Raw genomic sequence first — 20,082 nt, forward strand, 5'->3', positions numbered from 1 at the left:
GGCAACACGCGGCGCCCGGGTCGAGACGGCCCGGGCGCCGTTCCACGTTCGGGAACCGATCCTCCCGGCGATTCGTCCTACCTTCGACGCCTCACCCGGGAAGGATTCAGTCATGCGCGCTCGTCCTCCGTACCGGATCGCTCTGGCTTTGACGGCCGTGGCGATCGTCGCCGGTTGCGCCTCCTCCCCGTCCTCCGGCACTCTGCCGGCGTCCTCCGCGCCCTCGACGGCGCCGTCGCCGGACACGCCTTCGCCGGAACCGTCGGCGGAAGCGTCGTCGGCGGAGGCGCCGTCGGCGGCGACGCCGCTGCCGACGATCACGTTGACGAAGAAGCCGCCGAAGGAGCCCACCGACCCGCAGCCGAGCACCGGCTGGGTGACCGGAATGGTCACCCGTGGGGGTAAAGGTCCGTGCTACGGCATGATCACCGACGACGGCCAGCGGTACGCGCTCTACTCCACCGAGGGCGTCGAACTCGCCAAAGGCGACCGGATCAAGGCCCATCTGGAGACCACCATGCTGCGCATCTACTGCGGGCCGGGCACCCTGATGGCGATGACCGAGGTGGAACAGATCAAATGATCACGGTGTGGCTTGATTTCGGCACTGCCCGGCATCATGCGTGACAGCTGCGCTTAGGCTGACGGGATGGGCGGTCGGGTGGACGAGTCGTGCGTGCTGACGGAAGGGCCGTGGAAGCACCGGTTCGTCGGCGCGAACGGCAGCCGGTTCCATGTCGCTGAGGTCGGCGCCGGCCCGCTCGTGCTGTTCCTGCACGGCTTCCCCGAGTTCTGGTGGGCCTGGCACGACATCATGGTCCGCGTCGCGGACGCCGGCTTCCGGGCCGCCGCCATCGATCTGCGTGGTTACGGTGCGAGCGACAAACCACCCCGGGGGTACGACGGTTACACCATGGCCGCCGACGTCACCGGCCTGATCCGGGCTCTCGGCGAACGGTCGGCCACCGTGGTCGGCGCGGGCGCCGGCGGCATGATCGGCTGGGCGGCCGCCTCGTTCCACCCGAAACTCGTCAACCGGCTCGTGGTGCTCGGCGCGGCGCATCCGCTGCGGTTGCGGGCCGCCCTCTTCGCCGACCCGCGGGGCCAGCTCTCCGCGTCGGCGACCGTCCTGCGCTTCCAGGTGCCGCGCTTCGAGCACGTGCTCACCCGCGACGACGCCGCCCTGGTCGGCGAGCTGATGACCCAGTGGTCCAGCCCGCGGTTCGCGGCCTCACCGGAGTTCGCGGAGTATTCGGCCCGCTGCCGGGAGGCCATGCAGATCCCGCAGGCGTCGTTCTGCGCGCTGGAGGCGTACCGGTGGGTGGCGCGCAGCGCTCTGCGACTCCAGGGCTACCGGTTCGTGAAGCTCATGCAGCGGCCGTCCAGTGTGCCGACCCTGCAACTGCACGGCGAGCTGGACACCGCGGTGCTGCCCCGCACCGCACAGGGTTCGGGACGCTACGTGACCGCCCCGTACGAGTGGCGGCTGATTCCGGAAGCCGGGCACTTCCTCCATCAGGAGGCGCCGGACATGGTCACCGGCGAGATCCTGCGCTGGCTCAAGACCCCATCCTGAGCAGCCCCTTAGGCTCGCCTTAAGTGATCTTTAGAGGACCGGTCAAAGCCGCTTCACCTCGCTTAGTGTCACGGGCGTGGCAGTGGTGGCATCGCTCCCAGACACGCCACTCAGCGTAGCCGCCGGAAGGGTCCATGAATTCGAGGCACCTGCCTCCGCTGACCAACACCCGTCCCCACCGATCTGCCGGCGACCCCCGAACGACCCCGTCGGCTCAGATCTCCGGGTGCCGCTGCACCCCACCCGTCCGGACCGATGCCCGGTGACCATTCCCCTTTCTCTCCTCGCCGGTCACCGGGCGCCGGAACGGACAAGGGCTCCCCGCCTCATGGGCGGGGAGCCCTTCCTGACTTCCGTGTCCCGGCGCGCCGGATCAGACCCGGTGCTCGTAGCGGTCGCGAACCTCGCCGGCCGGAGCCCAGCCCTGGTAGACGCCGTAGTCGAACTCCTCGAGCCCGAGCTGGCGGGCCACCGGGGCGCGGCCGCCGGTGTACTCCAGGCGCAGCCAGTTGTCGGCCTCGGCCAGGACGATGAACGGCTCACCCCGCCAAGTGCAGAGGGTACGGACGTAGGACATCTCGTCGTACTCGTCCGGCTCCAGGACCCGCACGAACCGGCCCGGCCGGATCTCCTCGAAACCGTCGAGCGGGGTGCTGCTGTAGATCCGGACCCGGTCGCCGTCGGGCGCCGCGTCGAACTCCTGCCCCTGCCACGAGACCACGTAGCCGTCGCGCATCACTGCTCACCCACCCGGCGCCACAGCGGGCCGTCCGCGTCGAAGATCGCCATCATCCGCTCGTTGCCGTCCGCGTCGATGCGCCACAGCTGCGCGCCGTGCGGCAGCCGGACACTGTCCACCTTGAACTCCGCGACGACGTCACGGCCCTCACCGGGCGCGAACCCGTTGCCACGGAACGGGGGACGCTCGATCACCCAGCCGTCCATGGCACGCAGCGCCTGCTCGTTCTGCCCGCCGTACGGGATCCGGTACAGGCTCGGCCGGTACGCCGGCCAGCGCAGCACGAACGCCTCCTTGGCGTCCGGCTGGAACGGGGACCCCTCGTAGTACAGCCCCAGCGCGCCGAACAACTCCCCCGGAGTGCCCAGGTGCTCGACCTCGGAGGACCGGTGCACGAAACCGGCCACCCGGTCGTAACCCCGGTCCAGGTAGTAGTCGACCTGCTCGGCGGAGATCGTCTTCTGCATGACGGTGGCCTGCTGCGCCTCGTCGCTGGCGGGTTCCGGAGCCGGCACCGGAGCGGCCGGCGTCTCGGCGACCGCGCTCTCGACGGGCTCGGCGCCGAGACCAGCCTCGGTGGCCCAGTTGGCCAGCGCGATGATCTGGGCGCCCGGGTACTTCGCCCCCACCGGCGTGCCCGGGTTCACGGCGAACGACCAGGCCGGGTCGGGCCAGTTCCGGATCAGCTCGTAGAAGCGGACCCCGACCGTACGGGTCGGCTCGCCGAAGTGCTCGGAGAGACGGTCCTTGCTGGTGAAGACGATGAGGTAACGCTCGCCCTCCACCTCCTCCGGCAGGAAGGCGAAGCCGGACTCGCCGGGCGCGCTGCCCGGACGGGAGTGGCTGGCGACCGGCACCAGGACATTGGCGAGCAGCAGCGTCGACAGGAAGACGTCGGTGTTGCCGGCGTCCGCGGCATCCTGCAACTCGCGCTCGACATCGTTGGCCGGGACGAACTCGTCGGCAGCCGGCCCGCGTGCCCCGGTCGAGGAACCGGCGACACCCAGGTTGGAGGCCCCGGGCGGGGTGTAACCGGTGGTCGAGACGGGCAGCGCCTGCGTCGCGAAGGCCTGCGTCGCATAGGCCGACGCCGGGCTGCCCTGCGGCGGCAGACCGTAGGCGATCGGGCTGGGCGCCGTCGCCGGGTAACCGACGGCCGCGGCCGGAACGGCGGAACCCTGGCCGGGCCGGTCGAACCCGGCCCCGGCCGGGGCCGGGTAGGCCCGGTCGGCACCCGCGGCGCCCGGGATCACCGGCGGAATCAGATTCGTCTTCGTCGTGGCCGCGGGATGGTCCTCGGGGATCGGCGCGACGGGCGCGGGCGCGATCGAGGGCGGCGGCCCGGAGGGGCCGAAACGGTCCGCGGACGACGGCGGGGCCGCGCGCTCCCAGGCCGGATCGGTCGCCGGGGCGCGGTTCGCATCCAGCGCCTGAGCGGCGGCGGCCATCGAGGCGGGACGCTCGGACGGCGGGGTGACCTGGCGGCGCGGCAGGGCGTTACCGAGCCCCGCGCTGTCCGCTCCCGGACCAGCGAGATCGTGACCACCGAGCGCCGGCCCGGACGGGCTGACCGGCTGCGGGCCCGCGGCCGGGGCGGAGCCGCCACCGGCCGAACCCGGACCGAACCCGGATCCGGCGGCCCCGGGACCGAACCCGGCCCCCGAACCGCCCGGACCGAACCCGGACGCGGGCGAACCCGGACCGAAACTGGGCGCGGGCGAACCCGGAACAGGCCCGGCACCCGGCGAACCCGGACCAAAACCGGACGCGGGCGAACCCGGAACAGGCCCGGCACTCGACGAACCCGGACCAAAACCGGACGCGGGCGAACCCGGACCGAAACCGGGCGCGGGCGAACCCGGACCGAAACCGGGCGCGAGCGAACCCGGACCGAAACCGGGCGCGGGCGAACCCGGAACAGGCCCGGCACTGGACGCACCGACCCCGAAATCGGGGGCGGCGGGTGACCCCGGAGCAGACCCCGCGTAGGCGCCGGGACCGGAACCGGGTGCCGGCAAGGCGGCAGCGGGACCACTCGCGGGAGAGGCGGGACGAATCGCGGGCGCCGACCGACCGGCGTTGCTCACATTCGTCGAGGACGGGACGAACCCGGCCATGCTCGACATGGAACCGCCGCCGGAAGACTGCCCGGGCTGGCGCCGCGGCAGAGCGGGGCCCCCGATCGGCGAACCCGACGACGGCGCGCCGCCGAATCCGGCACCTGCGGGCGGGCCACCGCTGAACGGAGCACCCGCGGGCGGGGCGCTGGCGGGCGGCGCACTGGCCGGGAGGGTGCCGCTGGGCGGACCGCTCGCCGGGCGGGCGCCGGTGTTCCCCGTCCAGCCCGGGTTCATCTGCGCCTCGGCCGGGTCATACGGCGCGACGTGCTCGGGCACCGGCGGCGTGTTGGCCATCGGGGTGCGCACCGGCAGCGGCGCACGCAGGTCCTGGAGTGGCCCGCGCGGGTCCTCCTCGGGGCTGAACGGCATACCGGGCCGATCCCACCCGGGCGTGGCCATGCCCGCCCCGGACGTGCTCCGGCCGGACGGGATCCCGGACGACGGAACCGCCGACGCCGGCGCGAGACCGGGCGGAACGGACCCCGGGGCAGGCGGCACCGGATAGGCCGCGGGCGCGGGCGGAGCCTCGTAGCCGGCCGGCGGTGGGTAGCCCGCGGGCGAGGGAGGAGCCGGCGGCTGATAGCCGGCGGGAGCGGGCGGCGCCTGATAACCCGCGGGAGCAGGGGGAGCCGGCGGCTGGTAGGCCGGGGACGGCGGCGGAGCCGGCGGTTGGTAGGCCGGGGAGGGCGGCGGAGCCGGCGGTTGGTAGGCCGCGGGAGCCGCTGTCTCGGCCGGCGCGCGCACCGGCAGGCCGCTGGACGCGGTCCCGCTGGGCGTCCGCACCGGCAGACCACCCGGCCCGACCGGAGGCTGAGCCAGCGGAGGCTGAGCCAGCGGAGGTTGAGCCGCGGGAGGCGAAGCGACCGGTGCGGCGGCCGGGCCCGCTACAGCGGCCGGCGCCTGGTCGTACGTGGGCCCACCGGCCACGTTCTCTCCGGTCCGGTTCGCTGCCAGCGCCGCCGCGCCGAGCTCCTGGATCTTGGAGGTGGTGTGCGCCTCACGCCCGGGCCCCCGGGTGGGCAGCCGCAGGTCGCCACGGGCGAGCTGCGCCACGAACCAGGCCGGCAGGTAGCCCTCGATCGGCAGGCCGGGGTTGACCGCCAGCCACCACTCGAGGTTGGGCCAGGTGTTGGCCAGCTCCGCATACGGCACCCGCCGCGCCGAACCGGTGTAGTCGGCGAGGCAGGCCCGTAACGCCGCATTCGACGTGAACGCCAGCACATGGGTACGCCCGCTGGTGCTCCACGTGCCCCAGCCCAGCGGCGCGAGGCCGGCCAGAACGTCGGCGGAGACCGGTAACAACAGGTCGACCCCGGCGAGAATGCGGAAGTAGGACTCCTGATCGTCGGTGCGCAAGGCATCGCGCATCGCGACCTCGGCGTCCGTAGCCGGTTCCCACTCGGACACGTCCACCCTCTCCCCACGCGTGCCAACGAGCCAACTCAACGCGTATAACCTACAAGGTCAGGCCACAATCACAATGGGCGGCGGTGTGCTGACAGGTAGGTCGCGACATCGGCACGCCGGGGACGAGATCACCCACGCCTCACAGGCGCTCATTGATCGCCTGACGCGATCATTCAACAACCGATGGTAACCGCGAGAGCGGGGCAGACCATTACGCGAATGGGCGACCCCGACAACTCACTGGAACCGCTGGGTCGCCGACCGCTCGGTGTCGAGGTAGTCGTTGCACGAGTGGTCGACGGCACCCTTGATCCGCTGCAGGATGTGCGACAGATCCTCGGAGGCCTGCCGCCACTTGGCCTGGCGCTCCGCGTACGCCTCCTGGGCCGAGCCCTCCCAGGTCTGGACCAGCGGGCCCGCGTCGCGCTCGAGCTGGTCGAGGTTCGACCGCAGCGTGTTCAGCGCCTTCTCGATGTCGGCGCCGGCCTGCTGGAGCGCGCCGAAGTTGACGAGCAGAAGACCGTCATTCATGGGATTCCTCCGATCGATCAGAGCGGCAGAGTGAACGTGCCGCCGGTCTGGCTGACCCGGGAAGCGGCGTCGCTGTCGGCCGCGTCGTAACTGGTACCGGACGAGCGGATCGCCTCGGCGGTCTCGGCGAGCGCGTTGTTGAGGCTCTTCAGATCCGCCGCGTACTGCTGCTTGACATGCTCGAACGCGTTCGCGCCCAGGCCCTTCCAGGAGCTGCTGAGAACCGACAACTCGGACATCAGCGTGCTCAGCATGCTCTGTAGCGCGGCGTTCGTGTCGTCGAACTTGGTGGCGGTACTCGCCATCACCGCGGCTTCGGCTTGCGTCTGCGCCATCGGACGTCACCCCTCCCGTTCAGAAATCCGATTCGGACCAACGCTTCATCGACGTGGGCCACTAGGCTAGCCGGTCGCGGCCTGGACCGGGGCCCGCCGCGAACGACATCGGCGACGACGTTAGCGGCCCGGGGCGAGAGACGGCAGTCCTGGTGACGAACCTGTGGATAACTCCGTGATCGTTTCCGGCCCTGTGGACAGCCCCGGGTCCGGCCGCGCGCTGCCCTACGATATGGGCCGCGCATGACGGTGGAGGAACGACCAACGACGGAGAGGGGCGGGTCGTGAGCATCGATGTCGCGGTCCCGATGACCGAGTCCCTGGTCCGCCCCCGGCGGCGCGGGCTCGGCGCGAGCACCGAGCAGATCGTGATGACCCAGGTGGCGGCGGTTCTGCTGCTGTCCGGGTTCGCCGTCGGCGGGATCGCGATGGTGCCCGCCGTGGCCGCCGCCGTCGCCCTGCTGGCGCTGACCTGGGTGCGCCTGCGCGGCAGGTGGGCATTTCAGTGGCTGGGCGTCCTGATCCGGTTCGCCGGGCGCCGCCGGAGCGCCCCGATCGACGGCACCACCGCACTGCTGGGCTACGCGGCTCCGCGGGTCCGGCCGACGACGCTGGACCTGCCGGGTGAGGCGGCGGCCGCGCTCGCCGACGACGCCGGCCTCACCGTCATGATCGAGCTCGGTGACCCGGCCGACGAGGCGTCATCCGTCCCGTCGTTCGCGACGGTGCTCGAGGCCACCGGGCGCGACGGCGCCACCGGCAAGGACCAGCCGGCCGTCCGGGTTCAGCTGGTGCTGAGCGCCGTCTCGGCGCCGACCGCGGGGTCCGGCACCGGCCCACCGCAGAGCTCGTATCGGACTCTCGCCGAGGGCAGCTCGCTCGGCCATCTCCGCGCGGTGCTCGCGCTGCGTGTCTCGCGGGCCGGTGGCTGGTCGGAGGAGGAGCTGCGCCGCAGTCTGGCCGGCATCACCCGGCGGGTGACCCGACGGCTCGGCGCGGCCCGCCCGCTGGGCGAGGTGGCGGCCCTCCGGGCGATCGCCGACCTGGCGAACACCGACGCCTCCGGCGGCCCCGGGCCCGCCCAGGAGAGCTGGGCCGGGCTGCGGCTCGGCGGGCTGCTCCAGGCGACGTTCCACTGCCGGCCGGCGGCCGGCCGCGATCTGCCCGGCGCGCTGATCACCCGCATCCTGCATCTGCCGGCCGCGGCCACCACGGTGGCGCTGACGGCGACCGCCCTGTTCGTTCGGCTCGCCGCTCCGGACGCCCCGAGTCTGGAGGCCGCGAGCCGGGCGCTGCGCACCCTGCTCGCCGCCGAGCGGATCCGGATCCGCCGGTGGGACGGCGCGCATCTGCCCGGCCTGGCCGCGACGCTGCCGCTCGGCGGTCCGGCGCCGGACGGGGCGGCCTTCGGCGTCCCGGAGGTGCCGATCAGCCCGGCGGGCCTGATGGTGGGGCGAAACCGGCACGGCGGCCCGGTGCTGGTGCGGCTGTTCCGGCCGGAGCCGACCCGGGCCCTGCTGGTGGGCGGGCTGGGCGGCGCGCAGATGATCGCGTTCCGGGCCATGGCGACCGGGGCCCGGGTGCAGGTCCGGACGACCCGGCCGCACGACTGGGAGCCGTTCGCCCGGGGCGCGGCCGTGCCCGGCGAGTCGATCACGATCCTTCCTCCCGGCGGCCCGTTCGAGGCTCCGGCCGGGTCGGTGCGGCATCCGGTGCTCACCATCCTCGACACCGGCGCGACGACGACCGGCCGGGAGCCGTCCCGGGAGGGTGGCTGGCAGACCACGCTGGTGTTCCGGGACGAATTTGGGACGGCGGACGTGCCACACGCCACCGAGGCCGACGTGGTGGTGCTCCAGCCGCTGTTCCCGGCGGAGGCGACGCTGCTCGGTGGGGCACTCGGGCTCGGTGACACCACGCCGTACCTCACCCGGATGCGGGCCGACATGATCGCCGTGGTGAACCGGCGGGCGGTCCGGTGGGCCGCCCTGTCGCAGACGCCGATCGAGCAGTCCCTGATCGGGCAGCCGGCGCGACATCAGCCCGTGGGGTGACACCCGGCGGGCATGGATCTCGAAAAGATCCCGGCTGGTCGTTTCCACGAGTGGATCACACATGGCACCATCGCACGCCATGGGCATCCTCATTCGGCTGGTGATCACCGCCGTTTCGCTGTGGATCGCGACCCTGGTGATCGACGGCATCCAACTGACGGCCGACACGGCCACGAGCAAGGCGGGCACGCTGCTCGCCGTCGCCGTGATCTTCGGTCTGGTCAACGCGATCCTGCGGCCGATCATCAAGACCATCGGCTGTGGGTTCTACGTTCTCACGCTCGGCCTGGTCGCGATTCTCGTCAACGGTCTGCTGCTCCTGCTCACCAGCTGGATCGCCGGCCGCCTGGACCTGGGCTTCCACGTCGACGGGGTGATCGCCGCGATCCTCGGCGCGCTGCTGGTCGGCGTCGTGAGCTGGGTCCTCAACATGCTGGTTCCGGACGGCGACGACTGACCGGCGAAGGACCAGGCCGCGAGTGCCGGATTGGCCTCGTGACCTGGTTCATACGCAAGGACCGCTGAATCCCCCTGCCCTTACCGTGGGGGGATGAGCGACGAGCGGCGTGGATATCTGTACGGCCTCACGGCGTACACGATGTGGGGTTTCTTCCCGATCTACTTCAAGCTGCTCCGCCCGGCCGCGCCGATGGAGATCCTCGCCCACCGGGTGCTGTGGTCGGTCGTCTTCGTGGCGCTGCTGCTCTCCGCGATGCGCAACTGGCGCTTCCTGTCCCGCCTGCTGCGCACGCCCCGCCTGCTCGGCGGGATCGCCCTGGCCGCGATGCTGATCGGGGTCAACTGGGGCACCTACATCTACGGCGTGAACTCGTCCCGGGTGGTGGAGACGGCGCTCGGCTACTTCATCACCCCGCTGCTGGTCGTGCTGCTCGGCGTCACCGTGCTGCGGGAGCGGCTCCGGGCCCTGCAATGGGTGGCCGTCGGGATCGGTGTGCTGGCGGTGGCCATCCTGACCGTGGACTACGGGCGGCTGCCGTACATCGCGCTCACCCTGGCCGCCTCGTTCGGCTGCTACGGCCTGATCAAGAAGCGCATGTCGCTGCCGCCCGCGGAGGGCATGTTCGTCGAGTCGGCCGTTCTGGCGCTGCCCGCTCTGGCCTACCTGACCTGGCTCAACCTGGCCGGAAACGCGACGGTCGGGCACGTGTCGGTCAGCCACACGGTGCTGATGCTGTTCGCCGGGGTGGCCACCGCGGTTCCGCTGCTGCTGTTCGCCTCGGCGGCGAACCGGGTGCCGCTGGTCGGGCTCGGCATCCTCCAGTACGTGGCGCCGATCCTGCAACTCGCCGTCGGCCTGCTGATCTACCACGAGCCGATGCCGCCGGCCCGGCTCGCCGGGTTCGGGCTGGTCTGGCTCGCGCTGATCGTCTTCACCGTGGACGGCATCCGCGGCGCCCGGACCGCGGCCCGCAACCGTGCGGCCATGGCGGCCGAGAGGACTCCCGAGTCCCTGCCCGCCCGCTGAGAGCGGGAGCGCGGGCGGGAGCGCGGGCGGGAGCGCGGGCGGGAGCGCGGGCGGGAATCACCGCGGCGGCTCGTACGCCAGCATCACCTTGCCGTCGTACCGGACCAGCTCCAACCGCGACAGGCTCCCTTGCGCGAAGTGCGTGGCCGCCGGCATCGAGAACTCCGCTCCCGGCTGCGCCAGCCACGACCCGAGCTGCTCGGTCTGCTCGTCCGGCCCGTACGCGATGAGCCGGAACGTGTAGGGCTTGGCCGTCTTGCTGTAGGAGCACTCCATCTCCACCCGGCTCCCGCTGGGCGTACTGGTGATCCGGACCGTGGCGGTGATCGGCGTGACGTCGTCGACGGGTGTCATGGCGATGGCCGGCCCCGGCGGCGGCGCGCCACCGGCTGAGGAGTCGCGAAGCCCCCAGAAGGCGAGCCCGCCTCCGATCATCAGCACGAGGATCAGCGCGACGGCGGTGCTGAGGAGCCGGCGCGGGAGCGCCCGCACCCGGGGTTCCGGCCGTGACGGACGGGACGGCACCGGCAGGCCCGGGTCGAGGAGGCGCGCGAAGTCCTCCGCGTCGAGCCGGTCGAGCATGTCCGGCACCTGGGCAAGATCGGCCACCGCTTCCCGGCAGAACGAGCATGTCGCCAGGTGGCGCTCATACGCGGCCCGCTCAATCGGAGACAGCGCACCGAGGACATAGGCGGCGTCGTCGTGCCCGTCCTCGCATCGCATCCGTACCGCCTCCCACCGGGTCGCTGTTCCCGGTTTGTGGTACGCGGTTTCGGGCGCGAAGGTTCAACGCAGCCTTAAACCCCCACCTCAAGCCGTGGCGGCCCGAATTCGGAGAGCTATCGCCCGTTCAGGCGGTTGCGGATTCCCCTCCGGACAGCGCTTCGGCCACGTTACGGGCGGCGGCGGTGAGCTTGGCCCGCACCACGCGCGCCGAGGTCAGCATCTCGGCGGCGGGCATGGAGCAGGCGAGGACGAGACGGCGTTCCATGTCGCGGTCGGCCACCACGACGACGGCGGCGGACGCCAGGCCCTGCCGGAACTGACCCATCTCGATCTGCATGCCCCGCCGCTCACCGGCGGCCAGGTCGGCCTCCAGCGCCTCGGGTGTGGTGAGGGTCGCCGGGGTGAAGGCCCGCATCCCGTAGTCGCGCAGATATCGCGACCGCTGGTCGGGGGTGAGCGTGGCGAGGAGGGCCTTGCCGAGCGCGGTGGCGTGACCGCCCTCGTCGAAGCCGGGGGCCACGTCGTCCATGAACGGGGACCGGGCGCCCTCGGCCGACGCCGTGACGGCTATCCGCCCGCCGACGAACCGCCCGAGATAGTGGCTGTATCCACTGTCGACGGCCGCACGGCGTAACGCCTCACCGACCGCGGGCGGCCCACGGAAGGCCGAGACCAGCTCCCGATATCGATCAGCGATCTCGAGGCCGACGATGTAGGTGCCGTCCTCGCGGCGGATCACGTAGCCCTCGTAGGCCAGTGTCCGCACGAGGTGGTACGTCGTCGCGACGGTCAGTTCGCACCTGCGGGCTATCTGTTTCACGGTCAGCCCTCGTGGAGCTCGTCCCACCGACTCCAGCACGCGCAGGGCACGCGAAACGCTCCGGATGAGATCTGACGGCTCCGCTAGGGGGTCACGCACAGCTACCTCCGAAACCAGGGACTTACACCATATGAAGAATCGTGCTTCTACGGAATGCCAAAAGCATGTGGATCACGATCGATCTTCACAGTGGGTGTGATCAATGGGACTGTCCGCATCCGGACGCCCGGCCCCGTCGAACCGCTTCCACCAGCAAAAAACCGGCGCCGCTACGAAGCGGCGCCGGCTTGACGGCGTAAACAGCGAAATATGGAGATCAGCCGGTACGGTCGGCGATGAAGTCGCAGAGCGACTCCATGGCCCGCTTCGGCGGGCCGTCCGGCAGCGGAGCGAGCTGAGCCCGAGCCTCCTCGGCGTAACTGCGGACCGTCTCCCGCGCCCGCTTCAGCGCCGCCGACTCCCGCAGCAGGGCCAGCGCCTCGGCGTGCAGCGTGTCGTCGGTGATCGGGCCGGCCGCCAGCAGCTCGCGCAGCCGGACCGCCGACGCGTCGGTGTCGTCACCGGCCAGGGCGTACAGCACCGGGAGGGTCGGGATGCCCTCGCGCAGGTCGGTGCCGGGCGTCTTACCGGACTGGACGGACTCGCTGGCGATGTCCAGCAGGTCGTCGGAGAGCTGGAACGCGATCCCGATGGCGTGCCCGTACCCGGCGAGGGCCTCCACGTGCTCCGGCCGGGCACCGGAGAACAGCCCGCCGAAACGGGTCGCGGTGGCGATCAGGGACGCCGTCTTCTCGGTGATGACGAACAGATGGTGCTCGATCGGGTCGGTGCCGCGCGGCCCCACCGTCTCGGCGATCTGGCCGTGCACCAGGCGGGCGAACGTCTGCGCCTGGAGGTGCACCGCCTCGGTGCCGAGGCTGGCCGCCAGATCCGCGGCCTGGGCGAAGAGGTAGTCGCCGACGAGGATCGCCACCGAGTTGCCCCAGCGCGCGTTCGCACTGGACGCACCCCGGCGCACGGCCGCCTCGTCCATGACGTCGTCGTGGTACAGCGTCGCGAGGTGGGTCAGCTCCACCACGTTGGCCGCGGCCACGACCTCGGGCGACGAAGGGTCGCCGAACTGCGCCCCCAACGCGACCAGCAACGGCCGGAACCGCTTGCCGCCGGCATCGGCCAGATGCCGGGCCGCCTCGGCCACCAACGGATCGGCGCTGGACACGTGGTCCCGTAGCGCCTCCTCCACAGCGGCCAAAGTCGCCGACACCGACTCGTCCATCACGGGATCGACGTCGAGGCCCAGCGATGACAGCGCCATCTCGCGCGGGGTCGGATCACCGGTGCTCACCACGCTTTCACGATGCCATACCGTCCATCCGGTTTCTGTCCCAGGGTGGCACGCGACAAGATCAAAAATCCGACAGCAGGGGTACGGGCGACGCGGCGCCCCCGGCGACCAGGCCGCATCCTCGACCCGGCCGGTGTCGGCCATGGCTGATAGATATCGGTCACAAGCGTCTGAGCCCCGTGGACGACGAGAGCCCCGGCCGACGGCCGGGGCTCTCGCGTACCGATCATGGTCAGCGCACGAACTCTGACGCTTCCCGGGTGAGGTCGATCAGCGGCGCGGGCACCACGCCCAGCGCCACCGTCACGATCACGCCGATCCCCAGCACCGCCGAGGTGAGGAAGCCCGGGATCGACACGGTCGGCGCCGACTCGCCCGGCTCGGACAGCCACATCAGCACGACCACCCGCAGGTACGGGAAGGCCAGCAGCATGCTGGTGATCACACCGAAGATGACGAGCCAGGTCTGCCCGCCCTCGACGGCCGCCCCGAAGACCGCGAACTTGCTGGTGAAGCCGCTGGTCAACGGAATGCCCGCGAAGGTGAGCAGGATGAAGGTGAAGACACCGGCCAGCAGTGGGCTCTTCCGGCCGATGCCGGCCCAGCGGGACAGGTGGGTGGCCTCGCCGTCCGCGTCGCGCACCAGGCTGATGATGGCGAACGCGGCGAGCACCGAGAAGCCGTACGCCACCAGGTAGAACATCGTGCCGCTGAGGCCCTCCTCGTTGAGCGCGAGCACACCCACCAGCAGGTAGCCGGCGTTCGCGATCGACGAGTAGGCCAGCAGGCGCTTGAGGTCGGTCTGGGTGACCGCCAGGATCGCGCCGATGAACATGGTGAGCACCGCGATCGTCCCGAGGATCGGCTGGAAGCTCCAGCGCACCCCCTCGAACGCCACGTAGAGGATCCGCAGCAGGGCCCCGAACGCGGCGACCTTGGTGCAGGCCGCCATGAACGCGGTGACCGGCGTGGGCGCGCCCTGGTATACGTCCGGCGTCCAGACGTGGAACGGGGCCAGCGCCGCCTTGAAGAGCAGGCCGATCGCGACCATCGCCAGGCCCACGTAGAGCAGCACCTCGCTGCGCTGCGGGTTGGCGACCGCCTCGTGCACCACGTCGAGCTGGATCCCGCCCGCGTAGCCGTAGACGAAGGCCACGCCGAACAGGAAGAACGCCGAGGCGTACGAACCGAGCAGGAAGTACTTGAGCGCCGCCTCCTGGCTGAGCAGACGCCGCCGCCGGGCGAGCGCGCACAGCAGGTAGAGCGGCAGCGAGAAGACCTCCAGCGCCACGAACATGGTGAGCAGGTCGTTGGCCGCGACGAACAGGAGCATGCCGCCGAGCGCGAAAACGGTCAGCGGGTACACCTCGGTGGCGCCGGGGCGGCCGCCGGCCTGTTGCATGTCCTTCTGCGAGCCGACGGTGATCGCGGCCTGCGAGACGAACGCCCCGCCCCTCTCGATCGAGCGCTCGCCGATCAGCAGCAGCGACACCCCGCCGAGCACCAGGATCGAGCCCTGCAGGAACAGGGTCGGCCCGTCGACGGCGACCGCGCCGCCGATGGTGATGGTCCGGGTGCCGCGCTGCCACACCACCGCGACCAGGGCCGCGACCACGGCGAGAAGAGCCAGACCCAGCTGTACGGCGTTACGCGCCCGCTGCGGGATCAGCACCTCGGCGACGACGCCGAGGCAGGCCGCCCCGAAGAGGATCAGCATGGGCAGCAGTGCCCCGTAGTCGATCGGGGGCAGTTGTAGGGATTCCATGGTCAGCCGCCCACCTTTCCGCCGGCCTCCACCGCGGGGACCGGGTCATTCGCGCCGACGTCCTGCATCGTCGCCTGCACCGCGGGGTTGATCACGTCGGTGACCGGCTTCGGGTAGAAGCCGAGCACCAGCAGAAGCAGGATCAGCGGCGCCACGACCGCCTTCTCCCGCAGGGTGATGTCCTTCGACATGGCCGGAACATCGGTGAGCGCCGGGTTGAGCGTGCCCTGGGTGGTCCGCTGGATCATCCACAGCACGTACGCCGCGGCCAGCACGATCCCGAGGGTGGCCACCACGGCGTACCCCTTGTGGGTGCTGAACGTGCCGATCAGCACCAGGAACTCGCTGACGAACGGGGCCGTGCCGGGCAGCGCCAGCGACGCCAGACCGGCGAAGAACAGCACTCCGGCCAGCACCGGCATCAGCTTCCCGGCCCCACCGAAGTCGCTGACCAGCGCCGAGCCGCGCCGGGCCACGAACATGCCGACCACGATGAACAGCAGGCCGGTGGCCAGACCGTGGTTGACCATGTAGAGCACCGCACCGGTCCCGGCCTGGGTGGTGAAGGCGAAGATGCCGATGCCGATGAAGCCGAAGTGGGCGATCGACGTGTACGACACGAGCCGCTTCAGGTCGTTCTGCCCGACCGCGAGCAGCGCCGCGTAGATGATGCCGATCACCGCGAGAACCATGGCGGCCGGTGCGAACCAGCGCGACGCCTCCGGGAAGAGCGAGAGGCAGTAGCGCAGGATGCCGAACGTGCCGACCTTGTCCATCACACCGACCAGCAGCGCCGCGGCGCCCGCCGGGGCGGCCCCACCGGAGTCCGGCAGCCAGGTGTGGAACGGGAAGAACGGCGCCTTGATCGCGAACGCCACGAAGAAGCCGAGGAACAGCCACCGCGCGGTGTTCTGGTCGATCTGGGCGGTGCCCTTCACCAGCTCGGCGAAGTCGAACGTGTGCCCGCCGAGCGCCCACAGCCCGATCACCGAGGCCAGCATGAAGAGGCCGCCGACCAGGCTGTAGAGGAAGAACTTGACGGCCGCGTACTGCTTCTGGCCGCTGCCGAACGAGCCGATGATGAAGTACATCGGGATCAGCATGATCTCGAAGAACACGTAGAACAGGAACACGTCCGCCGCGGCGAACACCCCGATCATCGTGAATTCGAAGGCCAGCAGCAGCGCGAAGTAGGCCGGCGCCGACCGGGTGCTCTGGTCGACGTCGTGCCAGCTCGCCAGGATGACGACCGGGAACAGGATCGCGATCAGCAGCAGCATGACGAGCGCGATGCCGTCGGCCGCGAAGGTGAGCCGGGCGTCCCAGGACGGGATCCAGGCGTACGACTCACGGAACTGGAACCGGTCGCCGCCGATGGTGAACGCGGCCCACATGACGGCGCTCAGCACCAGGACGGCCAGCGACCAGCCCAGCGCCACGATCTTGGCGAGCTCCGCCTTCGTACGCGGGATGAAGGCCACCACCGCCGCGCCCACCAGCGGCAGGAACGTCAGGATGGACAGGAACGGGAAGTCTTTCACGCCAACCACCCCAGCTGGATCGCGAGGAAGGCGCCGACCACCAGCATCGCGCCGGTGAGCATGGACAGCGCGTACGAACGAACGAATCCGGTCTGGAGCCGGCGCAGTCTGCCGGACCCACCGCCGACCGCGGCCGCGAGGCCGTTGACCAGGCCGTCGATGCCCTTGCCGTCGAGGTAGACGAGCGCCCGGGTGAGGTAGATGCCGGGCCGTTCGAAGACCGCCTCGTTGAACGCGTCCGTGTAGAGGTTGCGCCGCGCCGCGGTGACCAGGACCCCGGCCGGCTGCGGCTCGAGGGCCGTGCCCCGGCGGAAGAGCGCCCAGGCCAGGCCCGCCCCGATGATCGTGACGACCAGCGACAGGACGGTGATCACGGTGTGCGAGAGGACGCCGTGCGCCTCCTCACCGTGCTCGCCGAAGACCGGGGTCAGCCAGTCCGGCACGCTGGTGCTCATCAGGAAACCGGCGCCGACCGAGCCGATCGCCAGCAGGATCAGCGGGATCGTCATGATCGCCGGAGACTCGTGCGGGTGCTGGTTGTCCTCGGTCCAGCGGGCCGGGCCGTGGAAGGTCAGCACGAAGAGCCGGGTCATGTAGAACGCGGTCAGGCCGGCGCCGATCAGCGCGGCCATCCCGAAGACCCAGGCCTCCCAGACGACCTCACGCTCGAAGGCGGCCGCGATGATCGGCTCCTTGGAGAAGTAGCCGGACAGCGGCGGGATGCCGATGATGGCGAGCCAGCCGGTGCCGAAGGTCAACCAGGTGATCTTCATGTGCTTCGACAGGCCGCCGAACCGCCGGATGTCGACCTGGTCGTGCATCCCGTGCATGACCGAGCCGGCGCCGAGGAACATGTTGGCCTTGAAGAAGCCGTGCGCCAGCAGGTGCACGATGGCCAGCGCGTACGCCCCGCCGCCGAGCCCGACGCCGAGGAACATGTAGCCGATCTGGCTGACCGTCGACCAGGCCAGGACGCGCTTGATGTCGTCCTTGGCCGCACCGATGACACAGCCGATCAGCAGGGTCAGCGCGCCGATGCTCACCACGACCAGCTGGAGCGTGGTGTTCGCCGAGAAGATCGGGTTGGACCGGGCGATCAGGTAGACGCCGGCGGTGACCATGGTCGCCGCGTGGATGAGCGCGGAGACCGGGGTCGGGCCCTCCATGGCGTCCGGAAGCCAGGCCTGCAACGGGAACTGGCCGGACTTGCCGCAGGCCCCGAGCAGCAGCAGGATCCCCATGACGAGAACGGTTCCGGCGGCCAGCGAGTCGACACCGTTGAAGACGTCCGAGTACTGGGTGCTGCCCAGCTCGGTGAACATCAGGAAGATGCCGATCGCCAGGCCGGCGTCGCCGACCCGGTTCATCAGGAACGCCTTCTTGCCGGCGGTGGCCGCGGACGGGCGCGTGTACCAGAACGAGATCAGCAGGTAGGACGCCAGACCGACGCCCTCCCAGCCGAAGTACAGCATCACGTAGTTGTTGCCCAGGACCAGCAGCAACATCGCCGAGACGAACAGGTTGAAGTAGGCGAAGAACTTCCGCCGGCCGGGGTCGTGCTCCATGTACCCGACCGCGTACAGGTGGATCAGCGAGCCGACACCGGTGATCAGCAGGACGAAGACGCCGGCCAGCGGGTCGAAGAGCAGGCCGAAGTCGACGTTCAGCCGGCCGACCACGATGAAGTCCCAGAGGCTCAGCTCAGCCGACCTCTGCGAGGCCTCCAGACCGGACAGACTGACGAAAAAGATCAGGCCGAGTACGAACGAGGCCGCCACCGAGGCGACGCCGAGCCAATGGCCCCATTTGTCGGCCCGTTTGCCGAGCAGCAGCAGGATCGCCGCGCTGGCCAGCGGGATCGCCACGAGCAACCAGATGTTGCTCAGCACTCCCGTAGCCGGGGCGTAACCGATTTCCACGTCAGGCCCCTTCAGTACTTCAGGAGGTTCGCGTCGTCGACGCTCGCCGAGCGTCGCGTACGGAAGATCGACATGATGATGGCGAGGCCCACCACGACCTCGGCGGCCGCGACGACCATCACGAAGAACGAGATGATCTGGCCGTCCAGGCCGCCGTTGATCCGGCTGAAGGTGACCAGGGCCAGGTTCGCCGCGTTCAGCATCAACTCGATGCACATGAACAGGACGATCGCGTTCCGGCGGACGAGCACCCCGGCAGCGCCGATGGTGAAGAGAATCGCCGAGAGCACCAAATAGTAATCAGGTGTCACTTCGCTGATCCCCCCTGCGATCCGTTCGCTGCGCTCACTTCTCGGTTCCCTTCGGCGCGACCTCGGACGGGGTCAGCTCGCGGATCGGGAGGATCGGCGAGATGCTCCGCTCGGCTCCGTTGCCGTCCGGCAGACGACCCGGCGCGGCCACCGACATGGTGTTCGCGTAGACGCCGGGGCCGGCCTTCGGACCCGGGTAGTTGCCCGGCCGGAACCGCTCCTTCATGAGCGTCACCTGGTCCCGCTTCTCCTCCTTGGCCTTCTCGACGTGCGCCAGGATCATGGCGCCGACCGCGGCGGTGATCAGCAGCGCCGAGGTGACCTCGAAGGCGAAGACGTACTTGGTGAAGAGCAGCGAGGCCAGACCCTCGACGTTGCCGTTCCGGTTGGCCGCGTCCAGGCCGACCGACGGGGTGCCGCCGAGCGCGCGGGCCAGACCGGTGCCGATCAGGGCGGCGAAGCCCACACCCAGCACGATCGCGGCGACCCGCTGGCCGCGCAGCGTCTCGATCAGCGAGTCCGACGCGTCCCGGCCGACCAGCATCAGCACGAACAGGAACAGCATCATGATCGCGCCGGTGTAGACGATGATCTGGACGAAGCCCAGGAACGGCGCCGAGTTGATCACGTAGAAGAACCCGAGGTTCAGCATCGTGACGACCAGCCAGAGCGCGGAGTGGACCGCGTTGCGGGCCAGCACCATGCCGAGCGCGCCGATCACCGCGAGCGAGCCGAGGATCCAGAACGCGACCTGCTCCCCGGTGGATACCTCGATCATGCCGCTCCCTCCCGGCGAACCGTGCCGGCCGTCTCCGGGCGGGCGGCGTGCTCCTCGGGTTCGGACGCGTCATGCGTGGCCGACGCGGCCCACGGCGCCCGCTCCGCGCCGACCGAGGTGCCCGGGTTGGTGAGCGCCCCGAGGTAGTAGTCCTTGTCGGTCTCGCCCAGGCGCATCGGGTGCGGCGGCTGCTCCATGCCGGGCAGCAGCGGGGCCAGCAGTTCCTTCTTCGTGAAGATCAGGTCCTGGCGGCTGTCGCGGGCCAGCTCGTACTCGTTGCTCATGGTCAGCGAGCGGGTCGGGCAGGCCTCGATGCAGAGCCCGCAGAAGATGCAGCGCGCGTAGTTGATCTGGTAGATCTTCGCGTACCGCTCACCCGGCGAGAACCGCTGCTCGTCGGTGTTGTCGCCGCCCTCGACGTAGATCGCGTCGGCCGGGCAGGCCCAGGCGCACAGCTCGCAGCCGATGCACTTCTCCAGGCCGTCCGGGTGCCGGTTGAGAATGTGCCGCCCGTGGTAGCGCGGCGCCGGCTTCGGCGGGGAGAACGGGTAATCGGTGGTGATCACCTTGCGGAACATGTGCGCGAAGGTCACGCCGAACCCTTTGAAGGAGCCGGTAAACGTGCCCAC

General features: G+C 70.6%; 18 protein-coding genes. 5 read left to right on the forward strand and 13 right to left on the reverse strand.

The window, feature by feature from the left end; translation table 11 throughout:
* Positions 1–112: 112 nt before the first annotated feature.
* Entirely contained in the window at positions 113–583 is a 471-nt protein-coding gene (locus J5X75_RS25200) for a hypothetical protein (protein ID WP_208469975.1), read from the forward strand.
* Between the two features lie 66 nt (positions 584–649).
* Complete coding sequence (locus J5X75_RS25205) at positions 650–1,576, forward strand: alpha/beta fold hydrolase (RefSeq protein ID WP_208469976.1); 927 nt, start codon at positions 650–652, stop codon at positions 1,574–1,576.
* Between the two features lie 373 nt (positions 1,577–1,949).
* On the opposite strand, the gene J5X75_RS25210 is transcribed toward J5X75_RS25205, so the two are convergent.
* The 4 genes from J5X75_RS25210 to J5X75_RS25230 form a co-directional block, all read right to left on the reverse strand.
* A complete protein-coding gene (locus J5X75_RS25210) occupies positions 1,950–2,315 on the reverse strand; it encodes a UCP033725 family protein (protein ID WP_208469977.1) in 366 nt (121 codons plus the stop codon).
* Positions 2,312–5,881, reverse strand: coding sequence for an SseB family protein (locus J5X75_RS44590; protein ID WP_372450953.1), 3,570 nt, complete (start codon positions 5,879–5,881; stop codon positions 2,312–2,314). The genes J5X75_RS25210 and J5X75_RS44590 overlap by 4 nt, the downstream gene beginning before the upstream one ends.
* 198 nt (positions 5,882–6,079) lie before the next feature.
* Positions 6,080–6,373 (reverse strand): WXG100 family type VII secretion target, encoded by a 294-nt coding sequence (locus J5X75_RS25225; protein WP_208469978.1) that lies wholly within the window; start codon positions 6,371–6,373, stop codon positions 6,080–6,082.
* Positions 6,374–6,390: 17 nt separating this feature from the next.
* Complete coding sequence (locus J5X75_RS25230; protein WP_208469979.1) at positions 6,391–6,708, reverse strand: WXG100 family type VII secretion target; 318 nt, start codon at positions 6,706–6,708, stop codon at positions 6,391–6,393.
* A gap of 284 nt (positions 6,709–6,992) precedes the next feature.
* On the opposite strand from J5X75_RS25230, the gene J5X75_RS25235 reads away from it, so the two are divergent.
* The 3 genes from J5X75_RS25235 (at position 6,993) to rarD (ending at position 10,248) form a co-directional block, all read left to right on the forward strand.
* On the forward strand, positions 6,993–8,762 hold the full coding sequence (locus tag J5X75_RS25235) for a type VII secretion protein EccE (RefSeq protein ID WP_208469980.1): 1,770 nt from the start codon (positions 6,993–6,995) through the stop codon (positions 8,760–8,762).
* A gap of 79 nt (positions 8,763–8,841) precedes the next feature.
* On the forward strand, positions 8,842–9,219 hold the full coding sequence (locus J5X75_RS25240; RefSeq protein WP_208469981.1) for a phage holin family protein: 378 nt from the start codon (positions 8,842–8,844) through the stop codon (positions 9,217–9,219).
* Between the two features lie 93 nt (positions 9,220–9,312).
* Positions 9,313–10,248, forward strand: coding sequence for an EamA family transporter RarD (rarD, locus tag J5X75_RS25245; RefSeq protein ID WP_208469982.1), 936 nt, complete (start codon positions 9,313–9,315; stop codon positions 10,246–10,248).
* Positions 10,249–10,305: 57 nt separating this feature from the next.
* On the opposite strand, the gene J5X75_RS25250 is transcribed toward rarD, so the two are convergent.
* The 9 genes from J5X75_RS25250 to nuoI all read right to left on the reverse strand — a co-directional run bounded on the left by J5X75_RS25250 (position 10,306) and on the right by nuoI (position 20,082).
* Positions 10,306–10,971: an anti-sigma factor family protein gene (locus J5X75_RS25250; RefSeq protein WP_208469983.1), complete on the reverse strand. Its 666-nt coding sequence runs from the start codon at positions 10,969–10,971 to the stop codon at positions 10,306–10,308.
* Between the two features lie 127 nt (positions 10,972–11,098).
* Positions 11,099–11,893: an IclR family transcriptional regulator gene (locus J5X75_RS25255; RefSeq protein WP_043522768.1), complete on the reverse strand. Its 795-nt coding sequence runs from the start codon at positions 11,891–11,893 to the stop codon at positions 11,099–11,101.
* 217 nt (positions 11,894–12,110) lie between these two features.
* Positions 12,111–13,070: a polyprenyl synthetase family protein gene (locus tag J5X75_RS25260; protein WP_372450958.1), complete on the reverse strand. Its 960-nt coding sequence runs from the start codon at positions 13,068–13,070 to the stop codon at positions 12,111–12,113.
* A 301-nt stretch (positions 13,071–13,371) separates the two neighbouring features.
* The gene (gene nuoN, locus J5X75_RS25265; RefSeq protein WP_208469984.1) at positions 13,372–14,904 is read right to left on the reverse strand and encodes an NADH-quinone oxidoreductase subunit NuoN; all 1,533 of its coding nucleotides are present in this window, start codon (positions 14,902–14,904) and stop codon (positions 13,372–13,374) included.
* Positions 14,905–14,906: 2 nt separating this feature from the next.
* A complete protein-coding gene (locus J5X75_RS25270) occupies positions 14,907–16,445 on the reverse strand; it encodes an NADH-quinone oxidoreductase subunit M (protein ID WP_208469985.1) in 1,539 nt (512 codons plus the stop codon).
* Entirely contained in the window at positions 16,442–18,364 is a 1,923-nt protein-coding gene (nuoL, locus tag J5X75_RS25275; protein ID WP_208469986.1) for an NADH-quinone oxidoreductase subunit L, read from the reverse strand. The genes J5X75_RS25270 and nuoL overlap by 4 nt, the downstream gene beginning before the upstream one ends.
* An 11-nt stretch (positions 18,365–18,375) precedes the next feature.
* Entirely contained in the window at positions 18,376–18,675 is a 300-nt protein-coding gene (nuoK, locus tag J5X75_RS25280) for an NADH-quinone oxidoreductase subunit NuoK (RefSeq protein WP_183225904.1), read from the reverse strand.
* A gap of 34 nt (positions 18,676–18,709) precedes the next feature.
* Positions 18,710–19,453: an NADH-quinone oxidoreductase subunit J gene (locus tag J5X75_RS25285; RefSeq protein WP_208469987.1), complete on the reverse strand. Its 744-nt coding sequence runs from the start codon at positions 19,451–19,453 to the stop codon at positions 18,710–18,712.
* Entirely contained in the window at positions 19,450–20,082 is a 633-nt protein-coding gene (gene nuoI / locus J5X75_RS25290; RefSeq protein WP_208469988.1) for an NADH-quinone oxidoreductase subunit NuoI, read from the reverse strand. The genes J5X75_RS25285 and nuoI overlap by 4 nt, the downstream gene beginning before the upstream one ends.

The sequence above is a fragment of the Actinoplanes flavus genome (genome assembly GCF_017592555.1).
GTDB lineage: Bacteria > Actinomycetota > Actinomycetes > Mycobacteriales > Micromonosporaceae > Actinoplanes > Actinoplanes flavus.

Bases quoted from the DNA above. Each gene is read 5' to 3' on its own strand.
- J5X75_RS25200 (WP_208469975.1), top strand. From the start codon at position 113: ATGCGCGCTCGTCCTCCGTACCGGATCGCTCTGGCTTTGACGGCCGTG.
- J5X75_RS25205 (WP_208469976.1), top strand. From the start codon at position 650: ATGGGCGGTCGGGTGGACGAGTCGTGCGTGCTGACGGAAGGGCCGTGG.
- J5X75_RS25225 (WP_208469978.1), bottom strand. From the start codon at position 6,373: ATGAATGACGGTCTTCTGCTCGTCAACTTCGGCGCGCTCCAGCAGGCC.
- J5X75_RS25230 (WP_208469979.1), bottom strand. From the start codon at position 6,708: ATGGCGCAGACGCAAGCCGAAGCCGCGGTGATGGCGAGTACCGCCACC.
- J5X75_RS25240 (WP_208469981.1), top strand. From the start codon at position 8,842: ATGGGCATCCTCATTCGGCTGGTGATCACCGCCGTTTCGCTGTGGATC.
- rarD (WP_208469982.1), top strand. From the start codon at position 9,313: ATGAGCGACGAGCGGCGTGGATATCTGTACGGCCTCACGGCGTACACG.
- J5X75_RS25250 (WP_208469983.1), bottom strand. From the start codon at position 10,971: ATGCGATGCGAGGACGGGCACGACGACGCCGCCTATGTCCTCGGTGCG.
- J5X75_RS25260 (WP_372450958.1), bottom strand. From the start codon at position 13,070: ATGGACGAGTCGGTGTCGGCGACTTTGGCCGCTGTGGAGGAGGCGCTA.
- nuoN (WP_208469984.1), bottom strand. From the start codon at position 14,904: ATGGAATCCCTACAACTGCCCCCGATCGACTACGGGGCACTGCTGCCC.
- J5X75_RS25285 (WP_208469987.1), bottom strand. From the start codon at position 19,453: ATGATCGAGGTATCCACCGGGGAGCAGGTCGCGTTCTGGATCCTCGGC.